The following is a 20,625-nucleotide window of genomic DNA, read 5'->3' as shown; positions in this document are numbered from 1 at the left end:
CCGCAAGTACCGTCCGAGGCCCGATGAAGCGTGTGCAGCCGACGATGTGTCTCCCGCCGTTCCCGCACACCGCAGCACACCGCACACCAAGGTGTCCCCCAGGGGGCGAACACCAGTGGAACAGGCCTCGGCACCGAGCGGAAGACTCAGCGGTCCTCGAAGACAGGTCCCATCGCCGCGAGCAGCCTGGTGGAAAGGTGTCGGGTGGCGGCTTCCGCCTCCGGGTGGTCCCGGAGGAAGCCGGTCCAGTCCACCGCGGTCAGGGCTGCCCGGAACAGATCGGGGCCGAGCGGCTCGCCCGGGGGGCCGGGCCACTCGTCCGCCTCCCGCAGGACCGTCTCCAGGAGCCCCAGCGGCATGGTGCAGCTCTCGGCGAGCAGGACGGCGTCGTACAGGTCCTTGCCCTGCGGGTAGGCGTCGCAGCTGAGCCACATCAACTTCCAGGCCAGCGAGAGTTCACGGCTTGCCGCGGCGATCCGCACGCCCGCGACCTCCGTCGGCAGAGCGGGCGTCGGCAGCCCTTCGTTGAAGACGAAGTCGAGCTGCACCTGCCCACCGGGAAGGCCCGGAGCCGTCCATGGAAGCACCAGGCGGTGGCCGGGCACCCGATCGTAGGTCCAGATGTGTTCCGAGACCGCGCCGGAGGCGGAGACCACCAGGCCGTTGCCGCGCTCACGGGCCAGCCGCTCGGCGGCCTCGGCGATGCCGTCCAGCATGGTGCGTGTCCGCGGCTCCTCGATGCGCCAGGTGTCCGGGACGACGACGAAGTCGATGTCCCTGGGGGCGCGTGCGGCCGGGCCGAACCAGGCGGACATCAGCATGCTGCCGCGCAGCACCAGCGAGTCCGCCCAGGGTGATGCGGTGACGGCCGCGAGCACGAGGTCCAGCGCGGTGCGACGGGTCGCCTGCCAGCGGGCCCGCACCTCGGGGTCCTGGACCACGTCGTCGGTGGGCCGGTAGGCATCGTCGAAGTGCTTCAGGGCCGGATCGAAGACGCGGTGCCGGGCGGCTGCGTCACCGATGCCCGCCGTCAGGGTGTACGGCAGTTCCGTCCTGCGGTGGATCCTGGCAGCGGCCGGCTCGTCACCGTCCGGTCCGCCGGGGGTGGACGGCGTCCACGGCGTACTGCTCATACGGCTTCCTCCAGCCACCCCTCGTCCACCGACAGATCACTGTCGGACAGCACAAACTCGCGTTCCTCCGACAGTACTTCGTAGTCTGCCGCGGTGAGCGCGGAGATCAGCTCGTCGCAGGCCCGGCCCGCGGCATCCACCGGTCCGCGATGCCGCTGGGTCACGAAACGCTCGTGTCCGGCACCGGGCCCCGGCAGGACGCGCCGGGCGTTCCATGAGACATGTGCGCCATGCGGGACCACCAGGGTCTCCAGGGCGGCCGGGTCATAGTCAGCCGGCAGCGCCAGCTTGAGATGGTGTTCGAAGTAGCCCCCGCCGGGGCCTGCCGGCTCCTTGCTCCACGGCACCGTCTCCACCTTGACCCGTACCGGCTCGAATCCGGCGTCCCGCAGCCCGGTGACAACGGACGGGTGGCTGGTTCGGTCCGGCAGGGTCAGCATCGGCTGAAAGGTCATCCGTCCCCGGGCCAGAACAATGTGAGTGACCTTCACCTCGTGAGCCGCCGCCCACGCGTCCAGCGCGGCCGCCTCCCTCTCGGTCCGGCACCGGACCGTCACATGCGTCTCGTACACCGGCATGATTCTGGCAGACGGGGGGCGGGGTGTGCTCCATGGGCGAGTACGTCCAGACCGAGAAGAGCACGGTCTGAACCGGAAGCCGTGTCCAAAGGCCCGGCGTCCCGCTGGGCGCGGTACAGCCGGCCGGCCGGGAGACCGCTCCTACCCGAAGCGGCACCACCACGGAAACCCGGCATATCGCCATCAGAACCGCACCGATAAACCGACACGGACCGTCAACGGTGCCCGAGCGGTGCGACGGCAGGATCACCGGACCCGCCGCAGCGACCGTCGTCGACCGGGCAGCGGGCCCGCAAACGCTCCCACGTCCGCATCCGCGCCTTCGGTTTCGGTGAGCAGACCGCGGCCATCGTGAAGTCCCGGCGGCCGCCCCGCGGATCGCGGGGCGGCACCGTCCACATCAGCCTGAGGCCGGAGAGCGCTCACTCACCGGAACGGGGGCAGATGATCTTGGTCAGCTCTTTCTCCCACTCGTCGAGGGTGTCCGCCGGGGCGGCCGTGGTCGCCTGCTGCGCCAGTGGTGCGCCGGCGTCGAGGAAGGCGACGGCGTCTTCACGTGCCATCGGCAGCAGCGCCGTTCCTTCGGCGGAGCGCAGCCGGACGAAGATCCGCCTGCGCTGCTCGGCGCCCTCGCCGCCACCGGCACCGCCGTGCTGACCTATCTCGCCCAGCACAACACCGCCACCGCGCTCCTCGCCGGCGGCGCCGCCTTCGCCGGCGCCGTCCTGTTCTTCCACACCATCATCGCCACCTGACGCCCCGGGCGGCTCCCTGGGCTCGCAACGCCCTGTCCGAAGAGGGCGCTGCGGGCGTCCCGCCCCGGCGGGACGCCCCGGCGGGACGCCCCGGCGGGACGCCCCGGGGAGGCTGCGACGGCAGGGACACGGGCGCGGGTGATCAGCCCACCAGGAGGTAACTGGTTCCCCAGTCCTGCGGGTTGCAGTTGCCGCGGTAACGGCGGTCGGTGTCGGTGTAGGAGAAGCCGGGCGGGATGGTGCACGCCCAGATGCCGGTGCGGGGTACGGCGAGCAGGTAGGCGGTCCCCCAGTCCTGCGGGTTGCAGTTGCCGCGGTAGGTGCGGTCGGTGTCGGTATAGGTGTAGCCCGAGGGGACGGTGCACGCCCAGATGCCGTCGGCCGGGTCGACGACGTAGTAGCTGGTGCCCCATCCGCTGGGGTTGCAGTTGCCGCGGTAGCGGCGGTCGGTGTCGGTGTAGGTCTTTCCGGCCGGGACGGTGCACGCCCAGAAACCGGAGGCCGCCGTCACGCTCTTCTGCGCCGGCGGTGCGGCGGAGGTCGCGGCTCCTGCCGGTGCGGCGGCCAGGCCGCCGAGGGCGAGCGCTGCCGCACCGGCCGCCGCCGTGATGGCCGTACGAGTCCTCGATCGCTTCATGTGACGGGCTCCTCGTGTAGAGCGCGACGGAAGGGACCGGCCGGTCGACGCACCGCTCCCCGCCGGCTGCGACGGTCATCGAGCAAGGTCATGCTCACATCACGGTCGGTGATTGACAACGGGCCCCTCGCCCTCGAGGCCGCGCTCCGGTCGGCTTGACGGAGGTCCGGTCGGAGCTCTTGCCCGCGCGACGAGGGAAAACGTCGGTCGTCATTCCGAAAAGACTCAACGGCGGACGAGGGCTCAACCTGTGCTCCTCCAGCCGCTCCGGCGTCCCGGCGACTCCCGCCGTAGGTCTCGACGGTTTCCTCGCAGCCCTGCGGACGGTGCGGTGGAGGACGGCGGCCGGCCGGAGAGTGTGTCACCGGAGCATGGTGCCGGAGGAGTACAGCGGGTGGGGCGCCCCGCCGGGGATCGCCCAGACCGCGCCCTGCATGCCGTTCTCGCCCGCGGCGCCGATCAGCAGGTCGGGGCGACCGCCACCGTTGCTGTCCCCGCTCCGGCCGTGTTGAGGTTCCCGTAGCCATGACCGCTGTCCGCCCCCCCGGGGCGGACAGCGGCCGCGCTCCCCGGCAGGCCGATCACCCCGGCAGCCCCGGGCGCCGGCATTGCCACCGTTCACCGGACCGCTCTTCGCCCGTGCTTTCCGCGTCGGGCCGTGCCTGCCCGTCACGGTCTCCACAGCAGTCGCTCCCCGGGGCCGGTCGGCCGGTTCGGTGTACGTCCGTGCGAGGACCGCGCGACAGTCCCGGCGACCGGCGACCTCGATGCATCGCCGTCCGTTTCGGATCATCGAGGCCGGAGCACCACGGAAACTCTCCGTGAGGTCAGGAAGTCGAATTCTCGCTTTCCGTCACCGCCTGATGCGAGACAGGGCCGGACGAGTGGTGTAACCACGGTGGCCGGGGTTACTGACGGACTGCGAGGAGCCGGGCGGCGGCGTGCGTACGGCCCGGTGGCAGACCCGACTCACGGAGTATGCGATGGCGGAACGCAGGACGGCACAGAGGACATCGGCCGTGCCCCGCGGCGCCACGGCCGACGGACTCCGCGAAGAGACACTCCGCGAAGACGGTCTCCTCGAAGAGGACGGCCTGCTCGAAGAGGGCCGCGAAGCTTTCCGGCGGCGGGCCTGGGCAGAGGCGTACGGACGCCTCGCCACCGCCGAGGCCCGGAGTCCGCTTCCCGCACACGATCTGGACCTCCTCGCCCGTGCCGCGTACCTGACCGGTCGGGAGGAGCGCGCCGAGGAGCTCTGGGAGCGGGCCCACCTGGCGCTGCACGAGGTGGGCGCGGTCGGCCCCGCCGCACGCTGCGCCTTCTGGCTCGGCCTCACCCTGGCCCGGCACGGACACCACGAGCGCGCCGACGGCTGGTTCGGCCGCGCCACCCGGCTCCTGGAGGACGCGGGCGGCGACTACGTGGAGCGCGGCTATCTCCTGGTGCCGACCGGGCTCCGGGCGATGGCCGCCGGCGACCACGAGGCGGCACGCGCCGCGTTCGCCGAGGCCGTACGGACCGCCGACCGGTTCGGCGACCCCGACCTCGCCGCCCTCGGCCGCCTCGGCCGGGGACAGGCGCTCATCGCCGACGGCGACGTCGTCGAGGGCCGGGTCCTGCTCGACGAGTCGATGGTCGCGGTCACGGCCGACGAGGTCTCCCCGATCACCGCAGGCATCGTCTACTGCGCCGTGATCACCGCGTGCCGGGACACCTTCGACATCCACCGGGCTGCCGAGTGGACCGCCGCACTCAGCCGCTGGTGCGCCGCCCAGCCCGACCTCAGGCCCTATCGCGGGCAGTGCCTCGTTCACCGCTCCGAGATCATGCAGTTGCACGGTGAATGGACCGACGCCCTGGCCGAGGCACAGCATGCCTGCGCCCACATGGACACGCCGGCCGGCGATCCCGCCGTCGGCATGGCCCACTACCAGCGCGCCGAACTGCTCCGCCTGCGTGGCGCCTTCGCCCGCGCGGAGGAGGCGTACCGCGAGGCCGACCGGTGGGGGCACCCCCCGCAGCCCGGGCTCGCCCTCCTGCGGTTGGCTCAGGGCCGCACCGAAGACGCCCTGGCGGCCGTCCGCCGGGTCGCGGCCGAGACCGAGCACGACTTGGTGCGACGCTCCCGCGTTCTCGCCGCGTACGCGGAGATCGCCCTCGCGGCGGGCGACACCGGCACCGCCCGCGACGCCGCCGCCGAGCTCGCCCGGGCGGCCGACCATCTGGCAGCGCCGTACCTGCGCGCGGTCGCGGCCGGCGCCCGCGGCGCCGTCCTGCTCGCCGAAGGAGAGGTGGAGAGGGCCGGGGAGGCGCTGCGCGACGCCTGGTCGGCGTGGCAGGAGCTGGAGGTCCCGTACGAGGCGGCGCGGGTGCGCCTGCTGAGGGCCGAGGTCTTCCGGGCGCTCGGCGACCACGACTCGGCCGGGATGGAACTGGAATCCGCCCGCGCCGTGTTCGAGCGGCTCGGAGCCGCCCCGCAGCTCACCCGCGTGGACCGGCTGTCCCGGCGCGGCGACGCCCACCGGCTGCCGGGAGGCCTCACTCCGCGCGAGGCGGAGGTGCTCAGGCACGTCGCGGCCGGCGCCACCAACCGCGAGATCGCAGCCGCGCTCGTCATCAGCGAGAAGACCGTCGCCCGTCACTTGAACAACATGTTCCACAAGCTGGACGTCTGCTCGCGGGCGGCGGCCACGGCGTATGCGTACGAGCACCACCTCGTCTGAGGCGTGTGGGCCGTTCCACCCACTCGCCCCAGGTCCCCGACATGCACATTCCGGCCGATGCGCCGCCGGCACCCCCTCGCCCACACTCTCCGTAGAAGCGCGGATCCCCCGATCCGCAGGCCTGCGGATCCGCAGTCCGTAAAAGCGGAAGCTCTGCGGACCCGAGGAGAGGAGGCGGAGATGAACCGCACGTCCACCGTAGGCGCCGGGGCCCGGCAGCGGCTCCTCGCGCAGATCCCGCTCACCGAGCACCACCGCGATCTGGCCGGTGTCCCCACCGCCGTACTCGAGGGCGGCGAAGGACCGCCGATGGTCATCCTGCACGGCCTCGGGCAGACCTCGCTCGGCTGGATCCGGGTGATCCCGGACCTCGTGTCGTCCTGGACACTCGTCGTACCGGACCTGCCGGGGCAGGGTGCCTCCGAGGTCCCCGGGGACATCCCGCTCACCACGGGCCGGGTCATGGAGTGGCTGGCGGAGCTCATTACGGCCACCTGTCCCGCTCCGCCCGTCCTGGTCGGCCACAACCTGGGCGGTGCCGTCGCCGCCCGCTTCGCCTCGGCGCACGGTGACCGGCTCGCCGCGCTGGTCCTGGTCGACGCCTTCGGCCTGGGCCCGTTCCGCCCGAAGCCGCGCTTCGCCGTCACCGCCGCGACGTACCAGGTGCACACCACCGCACGGTCCAGGGACCGCATGCTCGGACGCTGCATGGTCGACTACGACGGCGTACGGGACGACCTCGGCGAGCGCTGGGACGGCATCGCCGACTACGTGCTCGACCGCGCCCGCACTCCCGCCGTCAGGCCCGGGAGCCGGACGCTCATGAAGGAGTTCGCGCTCTTCGCGATCCCGCCGGCCGACCTCGCCGCCATCCCCGTCCCCACGACGCTGGTGTGGGGCCGCCACAACCCCGAGACCAGGCTCCGGTACGGCGAGGCCGCCGCCGCCCGGTTCGGGTGGCCGCTGCACGTCATCGACGACTGCGGCGCCGACGCCCACCTCGAACACCCCGGCGCCCTTGTGGCGGCCCTCCGCGCCGCCTCGCACCCCGCACATGGAGGGACCCGGTCATGAATACCCGGACCGAACACCCCGCGGAGCAGATCCGTACCGCCTGGGACGCCCTGGCCCCGGGCTTCGACCGCCACACCACGCCGCACACCCTGCGGTACGGCGAACAAATCCTGGACGAGATCGCCATCGGCCCCGGCACCCGCTTCCTGGACGTGGCGGCCGGCAGCGGTGCCCTCGCTCTGCCCGCGGCGCGCCGAGGCGCCCGCGTCGTCGCCGTCGACATCGCGCCGGCCATGGTGGAGCGGCTCGCCGCCCGCGCCCGGGAGGAAGGGCTGGACCACGTCCGCGCCCTTGTCATGGACGGCGAGCACCTGGACCTGGAGGACGACGCCTTCGATCTGTCCGCCTCGCTCAACGGCGTGTCGCTCTTCCCCGACCTGGAGCGCGGTCTCGCCGAGATGGCCCGGGTCACCCGGCCGGGCGGGACGGTGCTGGTCGCGGCGTTCGGCTCACCGCAGGACGCCGAGTTCATCGCGTGGACGCTGGGCGCTCTGCGGGCCGCCGTCCCCGGATTCGCCGGCATGCCGGCCAACCCGCCGCCCCTGCCCTTCCGGCTCGCGGACCCGAACCGGTTCTCGGCGGTGCTGCGCGAGGCGGGGCTGGTGGGGGAGAGCGTCCACCGGACCGTGACGGACACGTTCTTCGCGTCCGCCGCGGAACTGCTGGACACCGTCCGCAGCAGTCATCCTCTCGGCGCCCGGTGGGTCACCGGCCTCACCGGGAGCCAGGCCGCCGAGGTCCGCCGGATCCTGGAGGGCATGCTCCGTGAACGTTCGGGCGGCGCGCCGGGCGCGGTGCTGCACACCGCGCTCAACATCGGCACGGGCAGGTCTCCGGCACCCTGACTCCCCCTGACTCCCCGCGAGACGGCGAAGGAGGCGGGGACCGGGGCTACCGACTGCCGCTGCTCACAGGGCGGCCGTAGCGCCGGCGGGCCGCAGCCGGTCGAGCCGATCGCGGAGGGAAGCGCCGCGGTTGTCCGCGCCGCGCCGTCTCGCGTTTGCCGAGCCTGCTTCGTCCAAGAGGGCTGAGCGCGGCGGAAGGGATCGGCAGGGCCCGTGACGGGCACCGGCCCGGGCCCAGTCGTCCAGCCCGGCTTCCCACTCGCGGCGTCGCAGCACGTAATCGCTGAACGGGTGCCGACCGCGGCCGAGCAGTTCGCCCGCCTCCGCGTCGCCGCGCCGGGCGTCCGCTCCCGGGCGCCGGCGCTGTACGGCCTGTTCCGGGCCGGGATCCCCCGACCCGGAGCAGGGGTGCCGGTCGGGCCGGGCGTGACGATGCCGGCACGGCCTGGAGAGCCCGACGGGCGCAGGGACAGCCGAGGTGCGCGACCGCGGGCAGCGGGGCGCCCGCGGTGACCTGTACCGCAGCCTGTGTGCGGCACACGCCGCCCCCTCTATCCGAGCGCGAGCATCGCCTCGGCGACCTCGCCGGCCGCCGTCTGCGGGATCGCGGTGGCGGCCGTCTCGAGGACCAGCAGTCGCGCCCCGGGCACCTCGCGTGCGATCGCCTCGCCGTTTCCGACGGGGAAGAACCGGTCGTGGCGACCGTGGACGACGAGCGTGGGGACCTTGATCCCGGGCAGACGCTCGCGCCAGCGCGGTCCGCAGTCGAGCCTGGAGAACACCATGCCCATCTGATTGGCCATCTGGACCGAGGGGTCGGTGCCGGGCGTGCGGTCCCAGACGCGTGCGGCGGTCGCACGCGCGGCGGCGGGGTCGTCGCCGAGGATCTCCGCGCCGCCTGCGGCGAACTCCGCCACCGCCTCGCGGTCGGTCCAGTCGGGCATCGGACGGGCGAACAGCCGGCCCATCGCCGCCCGGTCGTGGTCGGGGAGGTCGTCGTCGACCGGGCCGGGTGCGACAGCGCGGGTACCGGCCAGGGTGAGCGCCGAGAACGCGCCCGGATGGTCGAGCGCGGCCACCTGGGCGACCATCCCGCCGACGCCGATCCCCGCCAGGTGCACCGGCCCGCCGCCGAGCATTCCGGCAAGGGCCGCCGCGTCGGCGGCGAGGTCGCGCAGGGTGTAGGCGGGCGCCTCCGGTTCCGCCGTCGCCGACTCCCCGCTGTCGCGCAGGTCGTAGCGCACCACACGGCGTCCGCCGGCGGCGAGACGCTCGCACAGCGCGTCGGGCCACGAGAGCATCGTGGTCCCGCCCGCGAGCAGGACGAGTGGGGCGCCGTCGTCGCCGAACGACTCGATGCCCAGGCTGATCCCATGAACGTCGACGGTGGTCATCGGATCACCGCGGGACGTCGTAGGTCAGGTGCGTCGCGGTCGATGTCGCGGTCACGCCACTGTTCACCAGCGTGCGTGGCGCTCCGCCGGTGAACAGTGGCGTCCCGGCCCCCAGCACGACGGGCGCGAGGTGCAGCGTCAGCGCGTCGACCAGTCCGGCGGCCAGCGCCGAGCCGATCGTTGCGCCGCCTCCCATGATGACGGCGTCGAGGTCCCTGCCGTTGTCCGAGGACGCCGCCTCGGCGCGCTCGCGCGCGGCGGTGACGGCGCCGGGCAGACCGCTGGTGACGAACGTCCAGTCCAGGCCGGTGAGCCGGACCGACTTCGGCGGTGAACTCGTCACGACGACGAACGCGGGCTTGCCGACCTCTCCGGCGCCGTAGCCGGAGGTGTCGTCCCATCCGTTCGGCCCGTCGACGATGTCGAACAGACGCCGGCCGAGGACGACGGCGCCCGAGCGGGCGGTGGCCTCGCGCAGGATCCGGCGGTCGGCGGGGTCCTCGGAGAACGCCCAGGTGTGCAGGGCCTCGCCGCCGGTGCCCAGACCGTTGTCCGGGCCGGGCTCGGGCCCGGTGACGAAGCCGTCGAGAGAGATCGAGATGTCGGCGATGATTCGGGTCATGCCGGGGCAGACCCGAATCGGCGCACGAACTCATCGCTTGCGCATGAAGCATGTTCAGGTGCTCCGGAATCGCCGTGGCCCCCTGCGGGCGGCCACGGGCGGGGACCCGGCGGCCCGGCACGAGGGGCGACAGGGCGGATTCACGTCATCGGACCCTCGGTTTTCGGGCTCTCTTGGGCCGGAAGTGTCGACTTGCTCATGCAAGCCGCTTTACCGGGATATGGTTTTTCTTGAATGGTCGTTGACCAACGCTTGGCCTGGACGAGAAGTACGCGTCACCCGGAGAGGAGCCCATGTTGCGAGGTGTGAAGCCATGGGGTGCGGTCGCGTCCATCACCGCCGCCCCGTTCACCCCCCGCTTCCTCATCCCCTCTTCGGGTCGTTCGCTTCCGCACATACCGTCGGTCATGCCGAGGCCAAGGCATCGCAGCCGGAGAACGCGTGAGCGGAAGGACCTCACGCAACGACAGCGCGACTTCTCGCTTCCGTGACAGTTCCGGAGCGCCGCCCGAGCCGCTCCACCCCTGCGGCCGGTACCGCGTCTCCGCCCCCGCACACCCGGCACTCGGACACACGCTTCCCACCCGGAACCCGGTGACCGGCCACGAGCCGGCCGTGTCCGATGCCTCACGCTCACGTCTCTCCATGCCGCCGACGGCTCTTCAGGCCTTCCGCCGCTGACACGGGCGAGAGACGCCCCGATCCCTACCGTGCGTGCCCGACGCGCCCCCACGACGCGCCAGGAGGATTCACCACATGCAACCCTTCATCGACCATGCCCGCGTGTTCGGGCAGCGTTCGAAGGAATTCGCCGCACACGCCGAAGGCCAGACCCCGCAGGTGCTCTTCATCACCTGCGCCGACTCCCGGGTCGTACCGGCCCTGATCACGGGCGCCGGCCCCGGCGAACTCTTCGAACTGCGCACCGCGGGCAACATCGTTCCGCCCCACACGTTCGAGCGTCCCACCAGCGAGGCGGCCACCATCGAGTACGCCGTGGAAGTGCTCGGGGTGAAGGATGTCGTCGTCTGCGGTCACTCGCACTGCGGCGCGGTGGGCGCTCTGGTCCGCGGCGACGACCTGGACGCCGTGTCGGCCGTGCGCGACTGGCTCCACCACGCCACTCCCTGCCCCAAGGGAGACCCTCAGGACCCGGCCGTCTCCGAGGGAGTGCAGAACCACGTCCTGACCCAGGTGCTGCGCCTGCGGTCCTACCCGTGCGTGGCCGAGAGACTCGGCAGCGGCGAGCTGAGCCTGCACGCCTGGTACTACGAGGTGCACACCGGCGCGGTCCTGGCGCACCGTCCGCAGACCGACACCTTCGAGGCGCTGTGAGGGCGGGTAGGGGCACGGCGGACGGGAAGCGCGCCACGACCGGGTTCCCCCACCTGAAGCAGGACTTCACCGCCTCCCTGGTGGTCTTCCTGGTGGCGCTCCCGCTGTGCGTCGGCGTGGCGGTCGCTTCAGGGGTTCCGGCCGAACTCGGCCTGGTCACCGGGATCGTCGGCGGCATCGTCACCGGTCTCATGCCGGGAAGCAGCCTTCAGGTGTCCGGCCCCGCCGCAGGCCTGACCGTGCTGGTCCTCGGTGCCGTCGGCCAGTTCGGGCTGCCCGCGCTCGGCGTGATCGTGCTGGCGACCGGACTGCTCCAACTGGGGATGGGCGCGCTCAACCTCGGCCGCTGGTTCCGGGCGATCTCCTTGTCCGTGGTCGAGGGCATGCTCGCCGGCATCGGCCTGGTCATCATCGCCGGCCAGCTGTACGCGGCCGCGGGCACCACCGCTCCGGAGAGCGGCGTCGACAAGATCCTGGGCATGCCCGAGGCTCTGGTCGACGCCCTCGGCAGCGCCTCGACGCTCATCTCGATCGCGGTCGGCGCGGGCACCGTCGCCGTCGTCGTGCTGTGGCAGCGGATGCCCAGGAGGGCGCGGGCCGTGCCCGGCGCGCTCGCGGCGGTACTGCTGGCCACCGCCGCCTCGGCGGTCTTCTCCCTGCCGGTCGCCACGGTGGAGGTCCAGGGCCTGCTCGGCGTGATCCAGCCGCCCGGGGCGGACGCCTTCGCCGAGCTGGCCAATCCGGCGTTCGTCGGCACCGTCCTCGCCTTCACCCTGATCGCCTCGGCGGAGAGCCTGTTCAGCGCGGCGGCCGTGGACCGGTTGCACGACGGCCCGCGGACCCGGTACGACCGGGAACTGATCGCTCAGGGCGCGGGCAACACCGTGTGCGGCGTGCTCGGCGCACTGCCGATGACCGCGGTGATCGTGCGCAGCTCGGCCAACGTCCGGGCGGGTGCGAGGACCAAGGCGTCACGAGTGCTGCACGGTGTATGGCTGCTGGTGTTCGCGGCGCTGCTGCCCTCGGCCCTGGCACTGATCCCGATCCCCGCCCTCGCCGGCATCCTGGTGCACGCGGGCTGGAAACTGATCCCGTTCCGCCGGGTCGCCGCCCTGTGGCGGGGGAACCGGGGCGAGGCCCTGATCCTCGTGGTCACGGCCGTCTCGATCGTGGCCGTGAACATGTTCGAGGGCGTGCTGATCGGTCTGGTGCTGTCGGTCGTCAAGACAGCCTGGGACGCCTCGCACATCAAGCTGGAGGTCGTCGACAAGGGCGCCGGCCCCGTCCAGGCGCACCTGTCCGGAAACGCGACCTTCCTGCGGTTGCCGAAGATCCTCGACACTCTGGAGGCCCTTCCCCAGGACCGTCCGATCGAGCTGGACCTGTCCGGACTGCACCACCTGGACCATGCCTGCCGCTCGGCGCTGGAGAGCTGGGCCGAACGGCACACCACGGCCGGTGTCGATCCGGTGCGCCTCCTGGCTGCCTGACCACTGGGGACCGGAGGGCGCGGCTCGCCTTGTTCCGGCGGGCCGACGGCAGCCGGCCCGCCGGACAGCCGGACAGCCGGACGAGGACGACCGCCTGACGCCCCGGGCCGACGCGCCCGCATCGGCCCGGGGCAGGCGCGTCGGCCCGGCGAAGCGGCACGGGACCGCCGCCCGCAGCCCGCACTGTCCGATGCCTGGCCCGGCCGTACCGCGGCTCCGCCGCACCGGCAGCCGGAACGGCGCGGGCACCGTTCCTGGGGAACGACGAGGTCCCCTCCCCCGACGGGACTCCCTCGGGATGTGCCATGCGGTGGCCGGGCACGGAACTCCGGCGCTCCCCATCGTTCACCGATGTCCGGCAGTCCGTCACCGAAAGGCGGTTGACGGTGGGTGCTGCCGGACGCGGAGCACGAGCAGGTGTTCAGCCGGATCGCGCGAGTGCTGCCCGAGACGCTCGGGATCGTCGCTGACATCACCGTCCACCTCGCGCGCCGACGCGAGGAGCGCCAGGGCCTCGGCAAAGGCGCGCGGCCAGGTGACACAGCGGGTGCTGACGGCGGCAACCTGCCGTGTGTGGTTGGGCTGCACGCCGCCGCAGACGAGACCGCTGTCGCGACTCCGGCCGGAGAACCATGATCGACTGTCAGTGGCGGGTGAGACGGTGATGGCATCCAGTCGGCAAGAAGAGGGGGAGCTGTCATGTCCGGAAGCCAGAACTACATCAACCACGTCGCTCTCGTGCTGGACGCCAGTTCGTCCATGTCGCACCTGAGTCACAAGGTCGTCGAAGTCGCCGACCAGCAGATCGCCTACCTGGCCCGCCGGTCGCGGGAGCTCGACCAGGAGACCCGCGTCACGGTGTACGTCTTCGCGGACAGGGTGGAGTGCGTCATCTACGACAAGGACGTGCTGCGGATGCCGTCGCTGAAGCAGCTGTACCGGGTGGGGGGAATGACGGCTCTGCTGGCGGCCGCGCTGAAGTCGCAGCGGGAGCTGGCGCAGACGGCCCAACTGTACGGAGACCACAGCTTCCTGACCTTCGTGCTCACCGACGGGCAGGAGAACGCGAGCCACCGCTGCCCGGACGCCCCGGACAGGAATCCGCGGGAGCTGGTCCGGGCCGTGGCCGAGATGATCAGGACGCAGGAGGACAACTGGACACTGGCCGTCCTCGTACCGGACCAGATGGGCAGGCGCGAGGCCATGCAGTGCGGTTTCCCGAAGGACAACATCGCCATCTGGGACGCCACGAGCACACAGGGCCTGGAGGAGGCCGGACAGGTCATCCGGCAGGCCACCGAGAACTTCATGGTGGGCCGCGCCCGGGGTATCCGGGGGTCGCGGGCGGTGTTCTCCACGGGGGCGGAGACGGTCAACAAGGACACCATCAAGGCGGCCGGCCTCACCCCGGTGGACGCTTCGAAGTACCAGCTGATACCGGTGGCCCGTGAAGCGGCGATCCGGGACTGGGTCGTCGAATGCGGGCACACCTACCGCACCGGTGGCGCGTTCTACCAGCTGAGCAAGTCGGAGAAGATCCAGGCGCAAAAGCAGATCGCGGTGCTGGAGAAGAAGACGGACCGGGTGTACACCGGACCCGAGGCCCGGGCCCTGCTCGGCCTGCCTGACGTGGAGGTGCGCGTCAAGCCGGACCACAACGACGACTTCACGATCTTCGTGCAGAGCACCAGTGTGAACCGGAAACTCGTACCGAACACGCGGCTGCTGCTCATGCTCTGACGCCTCAGAACCCCGTCGCTCCCCGGACTCCGCCCGTCCCGGCGCCCCGCCGGGACGGAGCCGGCGGTCCCTGGGCCACTCCGGTGACTTCCGGCGGGGCGGTGCCGTGACTGCCGTGCTTCCCGCCCGGGCCGGTACGACCATGCAGAGGTGCGGTGGCGTCGAGCCCGGGAGAGACCATGAGGAGACAGGACGGCACGGCGGTGGCCACCGGTGTCACCGCCGAACGCCTGGCCGGGCTCCGCGCGTGGAATCTGGGGCTCACGCTGCTGCACCTGGCACAGGCCGCGGCGGTCGTGCTCCTCGCCGGGAGCTTCTCGATCACCGTCACCTCCTCCGTACCCGAGGGGCCGCCGGGGACGGCCGCGCCCGCCCCCGAAGCGCTGTTCGACGTGCCGATCGGCTGGGCCGTCGCCGTCTTCCTCGCCCTGGCGGCACTGGACCACCTGCTGACGGCGACGGTGTTCCGCGGCGTCTACGAACGCGACCTCAGGCGCGGCATCAACCGGTTCCGGTGGCTGGAGTACGCGCTGAGCGCCACCCTGATGGTGCTCCTCATCGGCTTCTACTCGGGCATCACCAACGTCAACGCCGTCATCGCCGTCATCGGAGCCAATGTCGGGATGATCCTGTTCGGCTGGGTCGAGGAGATGACGAACCCGCCGGGGCGGGCGGCGACCACGATGCTTCCCTTCTGGTTCGGGACGCTGGTGGGCGTGACGCCGTGGATCTCGATCGCGTACAACATCGTCGCGGCCGAGACCGTCCCCGGCTTCGTCTACGGGATCGTCCTCGTCCAGGCCGCCCTGTTCTTCAGTTTCGGTCTCAACCAGTGGCTCCAGTACCGCGGAGTCGGCCGGTGGTCCGACTACGCGTACGGCGAGAAGGCCTATCTGGTCCTCAGCCTCGTGGCGAAGTCGCTTCTGGCCTGGCAGATCTTCGCCGGCTCGCTGGCCGGCTGAGCCCGGAGCGCCTCTGTGCCGGGCCCGGCCGTGTCCGCGGCCGGGCCCGGCGCAGAGGTCTTACCCGACCCGCCGTGCCGCGTGGCTCCGCCCCGCCCGCAGGACGCGCCAGAGGTGCTCTGCCAGCAGCACGGTGGAGGCGGTGGCCAGACACACGCCCCACTGCACGGGCGTGAGGGGGACGGTGTCGAAGACACCGTGGGCGAAGGGAACCTGCACGGCGACGATCTGCAGCACGAGGACGGCCGCCAGGCTGGCCCACAGAGTGCGGTTGCGCAGCTGGTGGCGGCCGAGGACGGGGCCGTCCTCGCTGCGTGCGTTCAGCGCGTTGAACAACTGGAAGAGCACGAACGTGGTGAAGGCCATGGTCGCGGCGGTCGCGGAATCGGTGAGGTCCCGGGCCGCCGCGAAGACGGCCAGCGTGCCGGTGGCCATGACCGCGCCGGCGCGGGCGACGGCGCCCAGCCGGCGGGCGCCCAGGATGCGCTCGCCGGGCGGCCGGGGCGGGCGGCGCATGATGCCGTCCCGCGGTGGGTCGATGCCCAGGGCCATGGCGGGCGGCCCGTCCATGATGATGTTGACCCACAGCAGCTGGATCGCGTTCATGGGGGCGGGCAGCCCGGCCAGCACGGTGGCGAGCAGGGTGAGGATGGCGCCGACGTTGGTGGACAGCTGGAAGCGGACGAAGGTGGTGATGTTGTCGTAGATGGAACGGCCCTCGCGCACCGCCCGGACGATGGTGGAGAAGTCGTCGTCGGTCAGCACCATGTCGGCGGCTTCCTTGGCGACATCGGTGCCGGTGATGCCCATGGCGACGCCGATGTGCGCGGCGCGCAGGGCGGCGGCGTCGTTGACCCCGTCTCCGGTCATGGCCACGATGTGGCCGCGCTGCGCGAGGGCGCGGACGATGGTGACCTTGTGCTCGGGGGCGACGCGGGCGAAGATCCCGATCCCGTCGACGCGCGAGGCGAGTTCCTCGCCGCTCATCCGGGCCAGTTCGGCGCCGGTGACGACATCGCCGGTGATGCCGAGTTCGCGGGCGATGGCGGCGGCGGTGTCGGCATGGTCCCCGGTGATCATTTTGACGGTGACGCCGGCGTCCTGGGCCAGGGCGACGGCGTCGCGGGCCTGGGCTCGGGGCGGGTCGGCGATCCCGGCGACCGCCGTCAGGGTCAGCCCCGCCACCTGGTGCGGCTGCGATCGGCCGGGGGTGGCGGTGGCCGCGCCCAGGACGCGCAGGCCCTGTCCGCCCAGCCGGGTGGCGGCGGCCATGACCTCCCGGCGCCGCTCGTCGTCCATGGGGACGGGACCCCGCTCGGTCAGGAGGTGGGTACAGCGGTCCAGCAGGACGTCGACGGCGCCCTTGGCGTGGATGCGGGTGGACCCGTCGGCCTCGGTGTGGAAGGTGGCCATGTACTTGGCGGCCGGGTCGAAGGGCACCTCACCGGTTCGCGGTGTGCGGGTGCGCAGCGTCTCGGGGTCGAGGCCGGTCTTGGCGGCGAGCACGAGCACGGCGGCTTCGGTGGGGTCCCCGATGATGCCGTCGCCGTTGAGACGGGCGTCGTTGCACAGCGCGAACGGCAGGGCCGCCTCCCGCGGGTCCGCGGTCGGCGTCCCGGTGCCGGCCGGGCGCACGCTGCCGGCGGTGCCGTAGCCGTCGCCGGTCACCTCGTAGAAGCGCCCGGCCGACCACAGGGCCCGGGCGGTCATCTCGTTCAGGGTCAGGGTGCCGGTCTTGTCACTGCACACCACGGTCGCGGAGCCGAGGGCCTCCACGGAGGCCAGGCGCTTGACGATGGCACCCCGGCGGGCCATCCGGTGCACGCCCAGGGCCAGGGTGAGCGCGAGGACGGCGGGCAGGCCTTCGGGGATCGCGGCGACCGCCAGTGCCACGGCGCGCAGTGCGAGGTCGGCCAGGTCCTCTCCGCGTACCAGGGAGGCGATCGCGTAGGCGGCCACCGCGATGCCGCTGATCAGGGCCAGGCGCCGGCCCAGGCTGTCCATCTGCACCTGCAGCGGGCTGGGCGGTTCGGTGCCGGTGCGCAGGGCCGCGGCGATCCGGCCGACCTCGGTGCGCATGCCGGTGGCGGTCACGACCATCTCGGCGCGTCCGCGGGTCACGGCGGTGTTCATGAACAGCATGCCGGTGCGTTCGGCGACGGGCACCGGGTCCTCGTCATCGGCCGGGGCGGGGGCGGTCGACTTGGCGACGGGGTGGGACTCGCCGGTCAGTGTGGCCTCGGCGGCCTCGACGGACTCCGCGACCACCAGGCGGCCGTCGGCCGGGATGCGGTCGCCGGCTTCGAGCAGGACCACGTCACCTGGCGCCAGGGTGCGGGCCTGGACCACCTGCACCCGTCCGTCACGGCGCACCCGGGCGGTGGGCACCAGCATCTGCCGCAGTGCCTCCAGGCTGCGCTCGGCACGGCGTTCCTGCAGGTAGCCGATGACGGCGTTGAGGAAGAGGACGGCGGTGATGACGATGGCGTCCTTGATCTCGCCGATGACGCCGGCGATGACCGCGGCGGCGAGCAGAATGCCGATCAGCCAGCTGCGGAACTGGTCCAGCAGGCGCATCAGCTGCGACCGGCGGGCGGGTTCGGCCAGCGAGTTGGTGCCCCAGGTGGCGGCCCGCCGCTGCGCCTCCTGCGCGGGCAGGCCCGCGGACGGGTCCACGCCGAGGAGCCCGGCCACCTGCGCCGCATCGCGCAGGTGGGCGTCGGCCACCGGTTCGAGGGCATGCGGCGGGGCCGTGCCGGGTGGCTGCTGGACCATGATCAATTGCTCCTTTACGCGCAGGACGGCGACAGGGTGGGAGGAGTGGTGCATCGGAAACCGGCCGGGTGACGGAGCCGCGCCGGGCAGCGGATGCTCCGAGGACGGGCGGCGAAGCCGTCCTCCTCGGCGGTCATCAGGTCACTCCTCTCGCTCTCCCGCCCCGGAAGGCCGCCGGCAAGGGGCCTTCCGCGTCTCCCGGCCTCGGCGACGCCGCTCGCTCCGGCCGGGGGCCGACAGGTTCCCAAGGGGCCGGTCGGGCCTGCCGGTTCTGTTGCTTCTGTCCGTTGTCTCAGTTCTATCGCCTCTGCCGGACCCAGGGAGACCCCGGGCACCGGCACCGGCGCGCACGGACCGGGAGAGCAGCGGCGTCGGTGCCCGGATACCCGCCGGCTCCTGCCGGATACCCGGGCGCGGCCGGCCGCCGGACACGTCCACCACGACACGCGATCGGCATCCTCGTACGCGCGGGCCTTTGCGCCTACTGAGGGGGTCGCGGGCGTCGCGCCGTCGTGTGGTCCGTACCGGTGAAGCCCGCGGTGCCGGTCTCGCCGCCTCGGTGGTGGGGCCGGTCCGTCTCCCTATGCTCGTCGCATGGTTCAGGTACAGGGACGGCCGGCGCTGCGCCGTGGGCCCGGAGCCGGCCGGCGGACCGCCTGGGCGCTGGCCGCGGCCGCCGTGCTGTGCCAGATTCCTTACCCGCTCGTATCCGGTCCGTGGCGCGATGCGCTCACCGTCGCCGGCGTGGCGGTCTTCTGTCTGGCGTCCCTCGCGGCCGCCGCGCTGCGGCACGGCGTGCGGGGCCCGCTGGCGCTGTTCACGGTGGCGGGGCTGGGGGGCCTGGCGGTGGAGGCCGTGGGGGTGCGTACGGGTTTTCCGTTCGGCTCCTACCACTACACGGGCTCCCTGGGACCGGGCGTGGCGGGGGTGCCGGTGGTGGTGCCTCTCGCCTGGATGATGATGGCCTGGCCCGCTCTGGAGGCGGGGCGCGTACTGGCCGGGAACCGCGGGCGTGCCGGTGCGCCCGCGTCCCGGGTGCGGACGGCGGTGGTGGGGGGATGGGCCCTGGCGTCCTGGGACGTCTTCCTCGATCCGCAGATGGTCGACGCCGGTCACTGGGTCTGGTCGCATCCCCGTCCGGGGCTACCGGGCGTGGAGGGCGTACCGCTGACCAACTTCGCCGGGTGGGTGGCCGTGTCCGTGGTCATGGTCGCCGCCGTGGACGCCGTCTCCCGGCGCCCGGTGCGGCGGCCCGCCCGGAACGGTACGCCCGGCAGCCCGGCTGTCGTGCTGTACCTGTGGACCTACGCCTCCTCGGTGACGGCCTGTCTGGTCTTCTTCGGCCGCCCGCGGGTGGCGCTGGTGGGGGGAGTGCTGATGGGCCTGGTCGCCGTGCCGCTGGCCCTGCGGATGGTGGGCGCCGCCGGGAGACGGGGGTGAGCCGGCCCGGTCTCGCGCGGGCGGCGGTCGCGGCGGGGTCGGTGCTGGCGGTCGCCGGTGCCGTGCACAGCGTCTGGAACAGCAGGGCCCTGCGGACCCCGCCGGTGGATCCGCCGCCTGCGGCCGAGCATGTGTCCCTGCTGATGCCGGTGCGCGACGAGGCCGGGCGTGTCGGCCCCGCGCTGCGGTCCCTGCTGGCGCAGGAACGGGTGCCCCGGGCAGAGGTCATCGTGCTCGACGACCAGTCCACCGACGGCACCGGTGACGTGGTCCGCCGTCTGTGCGGACCGTACCGGCACGCCCGGGTCGTGCGCGGCACGGCGCCGAAAGCCGGTGCCCCGGGCAAGGCCCACGCCTGCCACCAGCTCGCGTCGCTCGCGCGGGGCGGCGTACTGGTCTTCGTGGACGCGGACGTGGTGCTCGCGCCGCATGCGGTGGCGTCCTCGGTCGCCCTGCTGCGCTCGGCCGGACTCGATCTGGTCTCCCCCTTCCCCCGCCAGATCGCCGAGGGATCCGCCAACCGGCTCGTCCAGCCGCTGCTGCAGTGGTCGTGGCTCACGGCGCTGCCGCTGCGGCGGGCGGAGACCTCGCCGCGGCCGGCGCTGTCCGCGGCGAACGGCCAGTTCCTCGTCGTGGACGCCGCCGCCCTGCACGGCTGCGGCGGTTTCGCCGCGGTCACGGACGAGGTCCTGGAGGACATGGCGCTCATCCGGGCACTGAAGCGGGCCGGTGGCCGGGGCGGGATCGTGGACGGCAGCCGGATCGCGCGGTGCCGGATGTACGACGACTGGCGCGATCTGCGTGAGGGGTACGGAAAGTCCCTGTGGGCGGCGTTCGGGTCCGGCGGTGGCGCTGCGGCGGTGTGCGCCCTCCTGGCCTGGGCTTATGTGGTGCCCCCGCTGGCGGCGCTGCGGGGGTCGCGATGGGGTGCGGCCGGATACGCCGCGGCCGTGGCCGGGCGGGCGCTGACCGCGCGGCGCACGGGCGGGCGGTGCTGGCCGGACGCGCTGGCCCACCCGCTTTCGGTGAGCCTGCTGGTGGCACTGACGGCGCGGTCCTGGCTCGGTCACCGCCGCTCCACGCTGACGTGGAAGGGCAGACCGCTGCGAGGGGGGCGCTGAG

17 protein-coding genes are annotated in these 20,625 nt (G+C 72.8%); 10 read left to right on the top strand and 7 right to left on the bottom strand.

Annotated features, from left to right (window positions below; all coding sequences use genetic code 11):
• Positions 1-146: 146 nt before the first annotated feature.
• The 4 genes from CUT83_RS17745 to CUT83_RS17735 all read right to left on the bottom strand — a co-directional run bounded on the left by CUT83_RS17745 (position 147) and on the right by CUT83_RS17735 (position 3,103).
• Positions 147-1,133 carry a nucleotidyl transferase AbiEii/AbiGii toxin family protein gene (locus CUT83_RS17745; protein WP_101256833.1) on the bottom strand — a complete coding sequence of 329 codons (987 nt, stop codon included), beginning with the start codon at positions 1,131-1,133 and terminating at the stop codon, positions 147-149.
• Positions 1,130-1,711 (bottom strand): hypothetical protein, encoded by a 582-nt coding sequence (locus CUT83_RS17740; protein ID WP_101256832.1) that lies wholly within the window; start codon positions 1,709-1,711, stop codon positions 1,130-1,132. The genes CUT83_RS17745 and CUT83_RS17740 overlap by 4 nt, the downstream gene beginning before the upstream one ends.
• A gap of 422 nt (positions 1,712-2,133) precedes the next feature.
• On the bottom strand, positions 2,134-2,448 hold the full coding sequence (locus tag CUT83_RS29860) for a hypothetical protein (RefSeq protein WP_143688588.1): 315 nt from the start codon (positions 2,446-2,448) through the stop codon (positions 2,134-2,136).
• A 160-nt stretch (positions 2,449-2,608) separates the two neighbouring features.
• A complete protein-coding gene (locus CUT83_RS17735) occupies positions 2,609-3,103 on the bottom strand; it encodes a hypothetical protein (protein WP_101256831.1) in 495 nt (164 codons plus the stop codon).
• 983 nt (positions 3,104-4,086) lie between these two features.
• On the opposite strand from CUT83_RS17735, the gene CUT83_RS17730 reads away from it, so the two are divergent.
• From CUT83_RS17730 to CUT83_RS17720, 3 genes are all read left to right on the top strand, one after another.
• Positions 4,087-5,826, top strand: coding sequence for a helix-turn-helix transcriptional regulator (locus CUT83_RS17730; protein WP_101256830.1), 1,740 nt, complete (start codon positions 4,087-4,089; stop codon positions 5,824-5,826).
• Positions 5,827-6,006: 180 nt separating this feature from the next.
• Positions 6,007-6,900, top strand: coding sequence for an alpha/beta fold hydrolase (locus tag CUT83_RS17725; RefSeq protein WP_158239029.1), 894 nt, complete (start codon positions 6,007-6,009; stop codon positions 6,898-6,900).
• A complete protein-coding gene (locus CUT83_RS17720) occupies positions 6,897-7,745 on the top strand; it encodes a class I SAM-dependent methyltransferase (protein WP_101256828.1) in 849 nt (282 codons plus the stop codon). Before CUT83_RS17725 ends, CUT83_RS17720 begins: the two co-directional genes overlap by 4 nt.
• A gap of 551 nt (positions 7,746-8,296) precedes the next feature.
• Here CUT83_RS17720 and CUT83_RS17715 read toward each other — a convergent pair.
• Positions 8,297-9,139, bottom strand: coding sequence for an alpha/beta fold hydrolase (locus CUT83_RS17715; RefSeq protein ID WP_101256827.1), 843 nt, complete (start codon positions 9,137-9,139; stop codon positions 8,297-8,299).
• Between the two features lie 4 nt (positions 9,140-9,143).
• Positions 9,144-9,761 carry a dihydrofolate reductase family protein gene (locus CUT83_RS17710; protein ID WP_101256826.1) on the bottom strand — a complete coding sequence of 206 codons (618 nt, stop codon included), beginning with the start codon at positions 9,759-9,761 and terminating at the stop codon, positions 9,144-9,146.
• 756 nt (positions 9,762-10,517) lie between these two features.
• On the opposite strand from CUT83_RS17710, the gene CUT83_RS17705 reads away from it, so the two are divergent.
• From CUT83_RS17705 to heR, 5 genes are all read left to right on the top strand, one after another.
• Positions 10,518-11,096 (top strand): carbonic anhydrase, encoded by a 579-nt coding sequence (locus tag CUT83_RS17705; RefSeq protein WP_101256825.1) that lies wholly within the window; start codon positions 10,518-10,520, stop codon positions 11,094-11,096.
• On the top strand, positions 11,093-12,586 hold the full coding sequence (locus tag CUT83_RS17700) for a SulP family inorganic anion transporter (RefSeq protein ID WP_101256824.1): 1,494 nt from the start codon (positions 11,093-11,095) through the stop codon (positions 12,584-12,586). Before CUT83_RS17705 ends, CUT83_RS17700 begins: the two co-directional genes overlap by 4 nt.
• A 390-nt stretch (positions 12,587-12,976) precedes the next feature.
• On the top strand, positions 12,977-13,222 hold the full coding sequence (locus CUT83_RS17695) for a hypothetical protein (RefSeq protein ID WP_101256823.1): 246 nt from the start codon (positions 12,977-12,979) through the stop codon (positions 13,220-13,222).
• A 63-nt stretch (positions 13,223-13,285) separates the two neighbouring features.
• The gene (locus tag CUT83_RS17690; protein WP_101256822.1) at positions 13,286-14,326 is read left to right on the top strand and encodes a vWA domain-containing protein; all 1,041 of its coding nucleotides are present in this window, start codon (positions 13,286-13,288) and stop codon (positions 14,324-14,326) included.
• 179 nt (positions 14,327-14,505) lie between these two features.
• On the top strand, positions 14,506-15,288 hold the full coding sequence (heR, locus tag CUT83_RS17685; RefSeq protein ID WP_165869436.1) for a heliorhodopsin HeR: 783 nt from the start codon (positions 14,506-14,508) through the stop codon (positions 15,286-15,288).
• 60 nt (positions 15,289-15,348) lie between these two features.
• Here the strand turns inward: heR and CUT83_RS17680 are convergent, their stop codons facing one another.
• Positions 15,349-18,063 carry a cation-translocating P-type ATPase gene (locus tag CUT83_RS17680; RefSeq protein WP_101256821.1) on the bottom strand — a complete coding sequence of 905 codons (2,715 nt, stop codon included), beginning with the start codon at positions 18,061-18,063 and terminating at the stop codon, positions 15,349-15,351.
• Positions 18,064-18,657: 594 nt separating this feature from the next.
• Between CUT83_RS17680 and CUT83_RS17675 the strand changes: the two genes are divergently transcribed.
• Entirely contained in the window at positions 18,658-19,503 is an 846-nt protein-coding gene (locus tag CUT83_RS17675; RefSeq protein WP_101256820.1) for a carotenoid biosynthesis protein, read from the top strand.
• Positions 19,500-20,624 carry a glycosyltransferase family 2 protein gene (locus CUT83_RS17670; RefSeq protein ID WP_101256819.1) on the top strand — a complete coding sequence of 375 codons (1,125 nt, stop codon included), beginning with the start codon at positions 19,500-19,502 and terminating at the stop codon, positions 20,622-20,624. Before CUT83_RS17675 ends, CUT83_RS17670 begins: the two co-directional genes overlap by 4 nt.
• Position 20,625: the final 1 nt, after the last annotated feature.

Origin of the sequence: Streptomyces barkulensis (genome assembly GCF_002843305.1) — a bacterium.
GTDB lineage: Bacteria > Actinomycetota > Actinomycetes > Streptomycetales > Streptomycetaceae > Streptomyces > Streptomyces barkulensis.
This window is presented reverse-complemented; position numbering and strand designations above follow the sequence as displayed.

Excerpts from the sequence above, each read along its gene's own strand:
- CUT83_RS17745 (WP_101256833.1), bottom strand. The coding sequence starts at position 1,133 with ATGAGCAGTACGCCGTGGACGCCGTCCACCCCCGGCGGACCGGACGGT.
- CUT83_RS17740 (WP_101256832.1), bottom strand. The coding sequence starts at position 1,711 with ATGCCGGTGTACGAGACGCATGTGACGGTCCGGTGCCGGACCGAGAGG.
- CUT83_RS17735 (WP_101256831.1), bottom strand. The coding sequence starts at position 3,103 with ATGAAGCGATCGAGGACTCGTACGGCCATCACGGCGGCGGCCGGTGCG.
- CUT83_RS17730 (WP_101256830.1), top strand. The coding sequence starts at position 4,087 with ATGGCGGAACGCAGGACGGCACAGAGGACATCGGCCGTGCCCCGCGGC.
- CUT83_RS17725 (WP_158239029.1), top strand. The coding sequence starts at position 6,007 with ATGAACCGCACGTCCACCGTAGGCGCCGGGGCCCGGCAGCGGCTCCTC.
- CUT83_RS17720 (WP_101256828.1), top strand. The coding sequence starts at position 6,897 with ATGAATACCCGGACCGAACACCCCGCGGAGCAGATCCGTACCGCCTGG.
- CUT83_RS17715 (WP_101256827.1), bottom strand. The coding sequence starts at position 9,139 with ATGACCACCGTCGACGTTCATGGGATCAGCCTGGGCATCGAGTCGTTC.
- CUT83_RS17710 (WP_101256826.1), bottom strand. The coding sequence starts at position 9,761 with ATGACCCGAATCATCGCCGACATCTCGATCTCTCTCGACGGCTTCGTC.
- CUT83_RS17705 (WP_101256825.1), top strand. The coding sequence starts at position 10,518 with ATGCAACCCTTCATCGACCATGCCCGCGTGTTCGGGCAGCGTTCGAAG.
- CUT83_RS17690 (WP_101256822.1), top strand. The coding sequence starts at position 13,286 with ATGTCCGGAAGCCAGAACTACATCAACCACGTCGCTCTCGTGCTGGAC.
- heR (WP_165869436.1), top strand. The coding sequence starts at position 14,506 with ATGAGGAGACAGGACGGCACGGCGGTGGCCACCGGTGTCACCGCCGAA.
- CUT83_RS17680 (WP_101256821.1), bottom strand. The coding sequence starts at position 18,063 with ATGGTCCAGCAGCCACCCGGCACGGCCCCGCCGCATGCCCTCGAACCG.
- CUT83_RS17675 (WP_101256820.1), top strand. The coding sequence starts at position 18,658 with ATGGTTCAGGTACAGGGACGGCCGGCGCTGCGCCGTGGGCCCGGAGCC.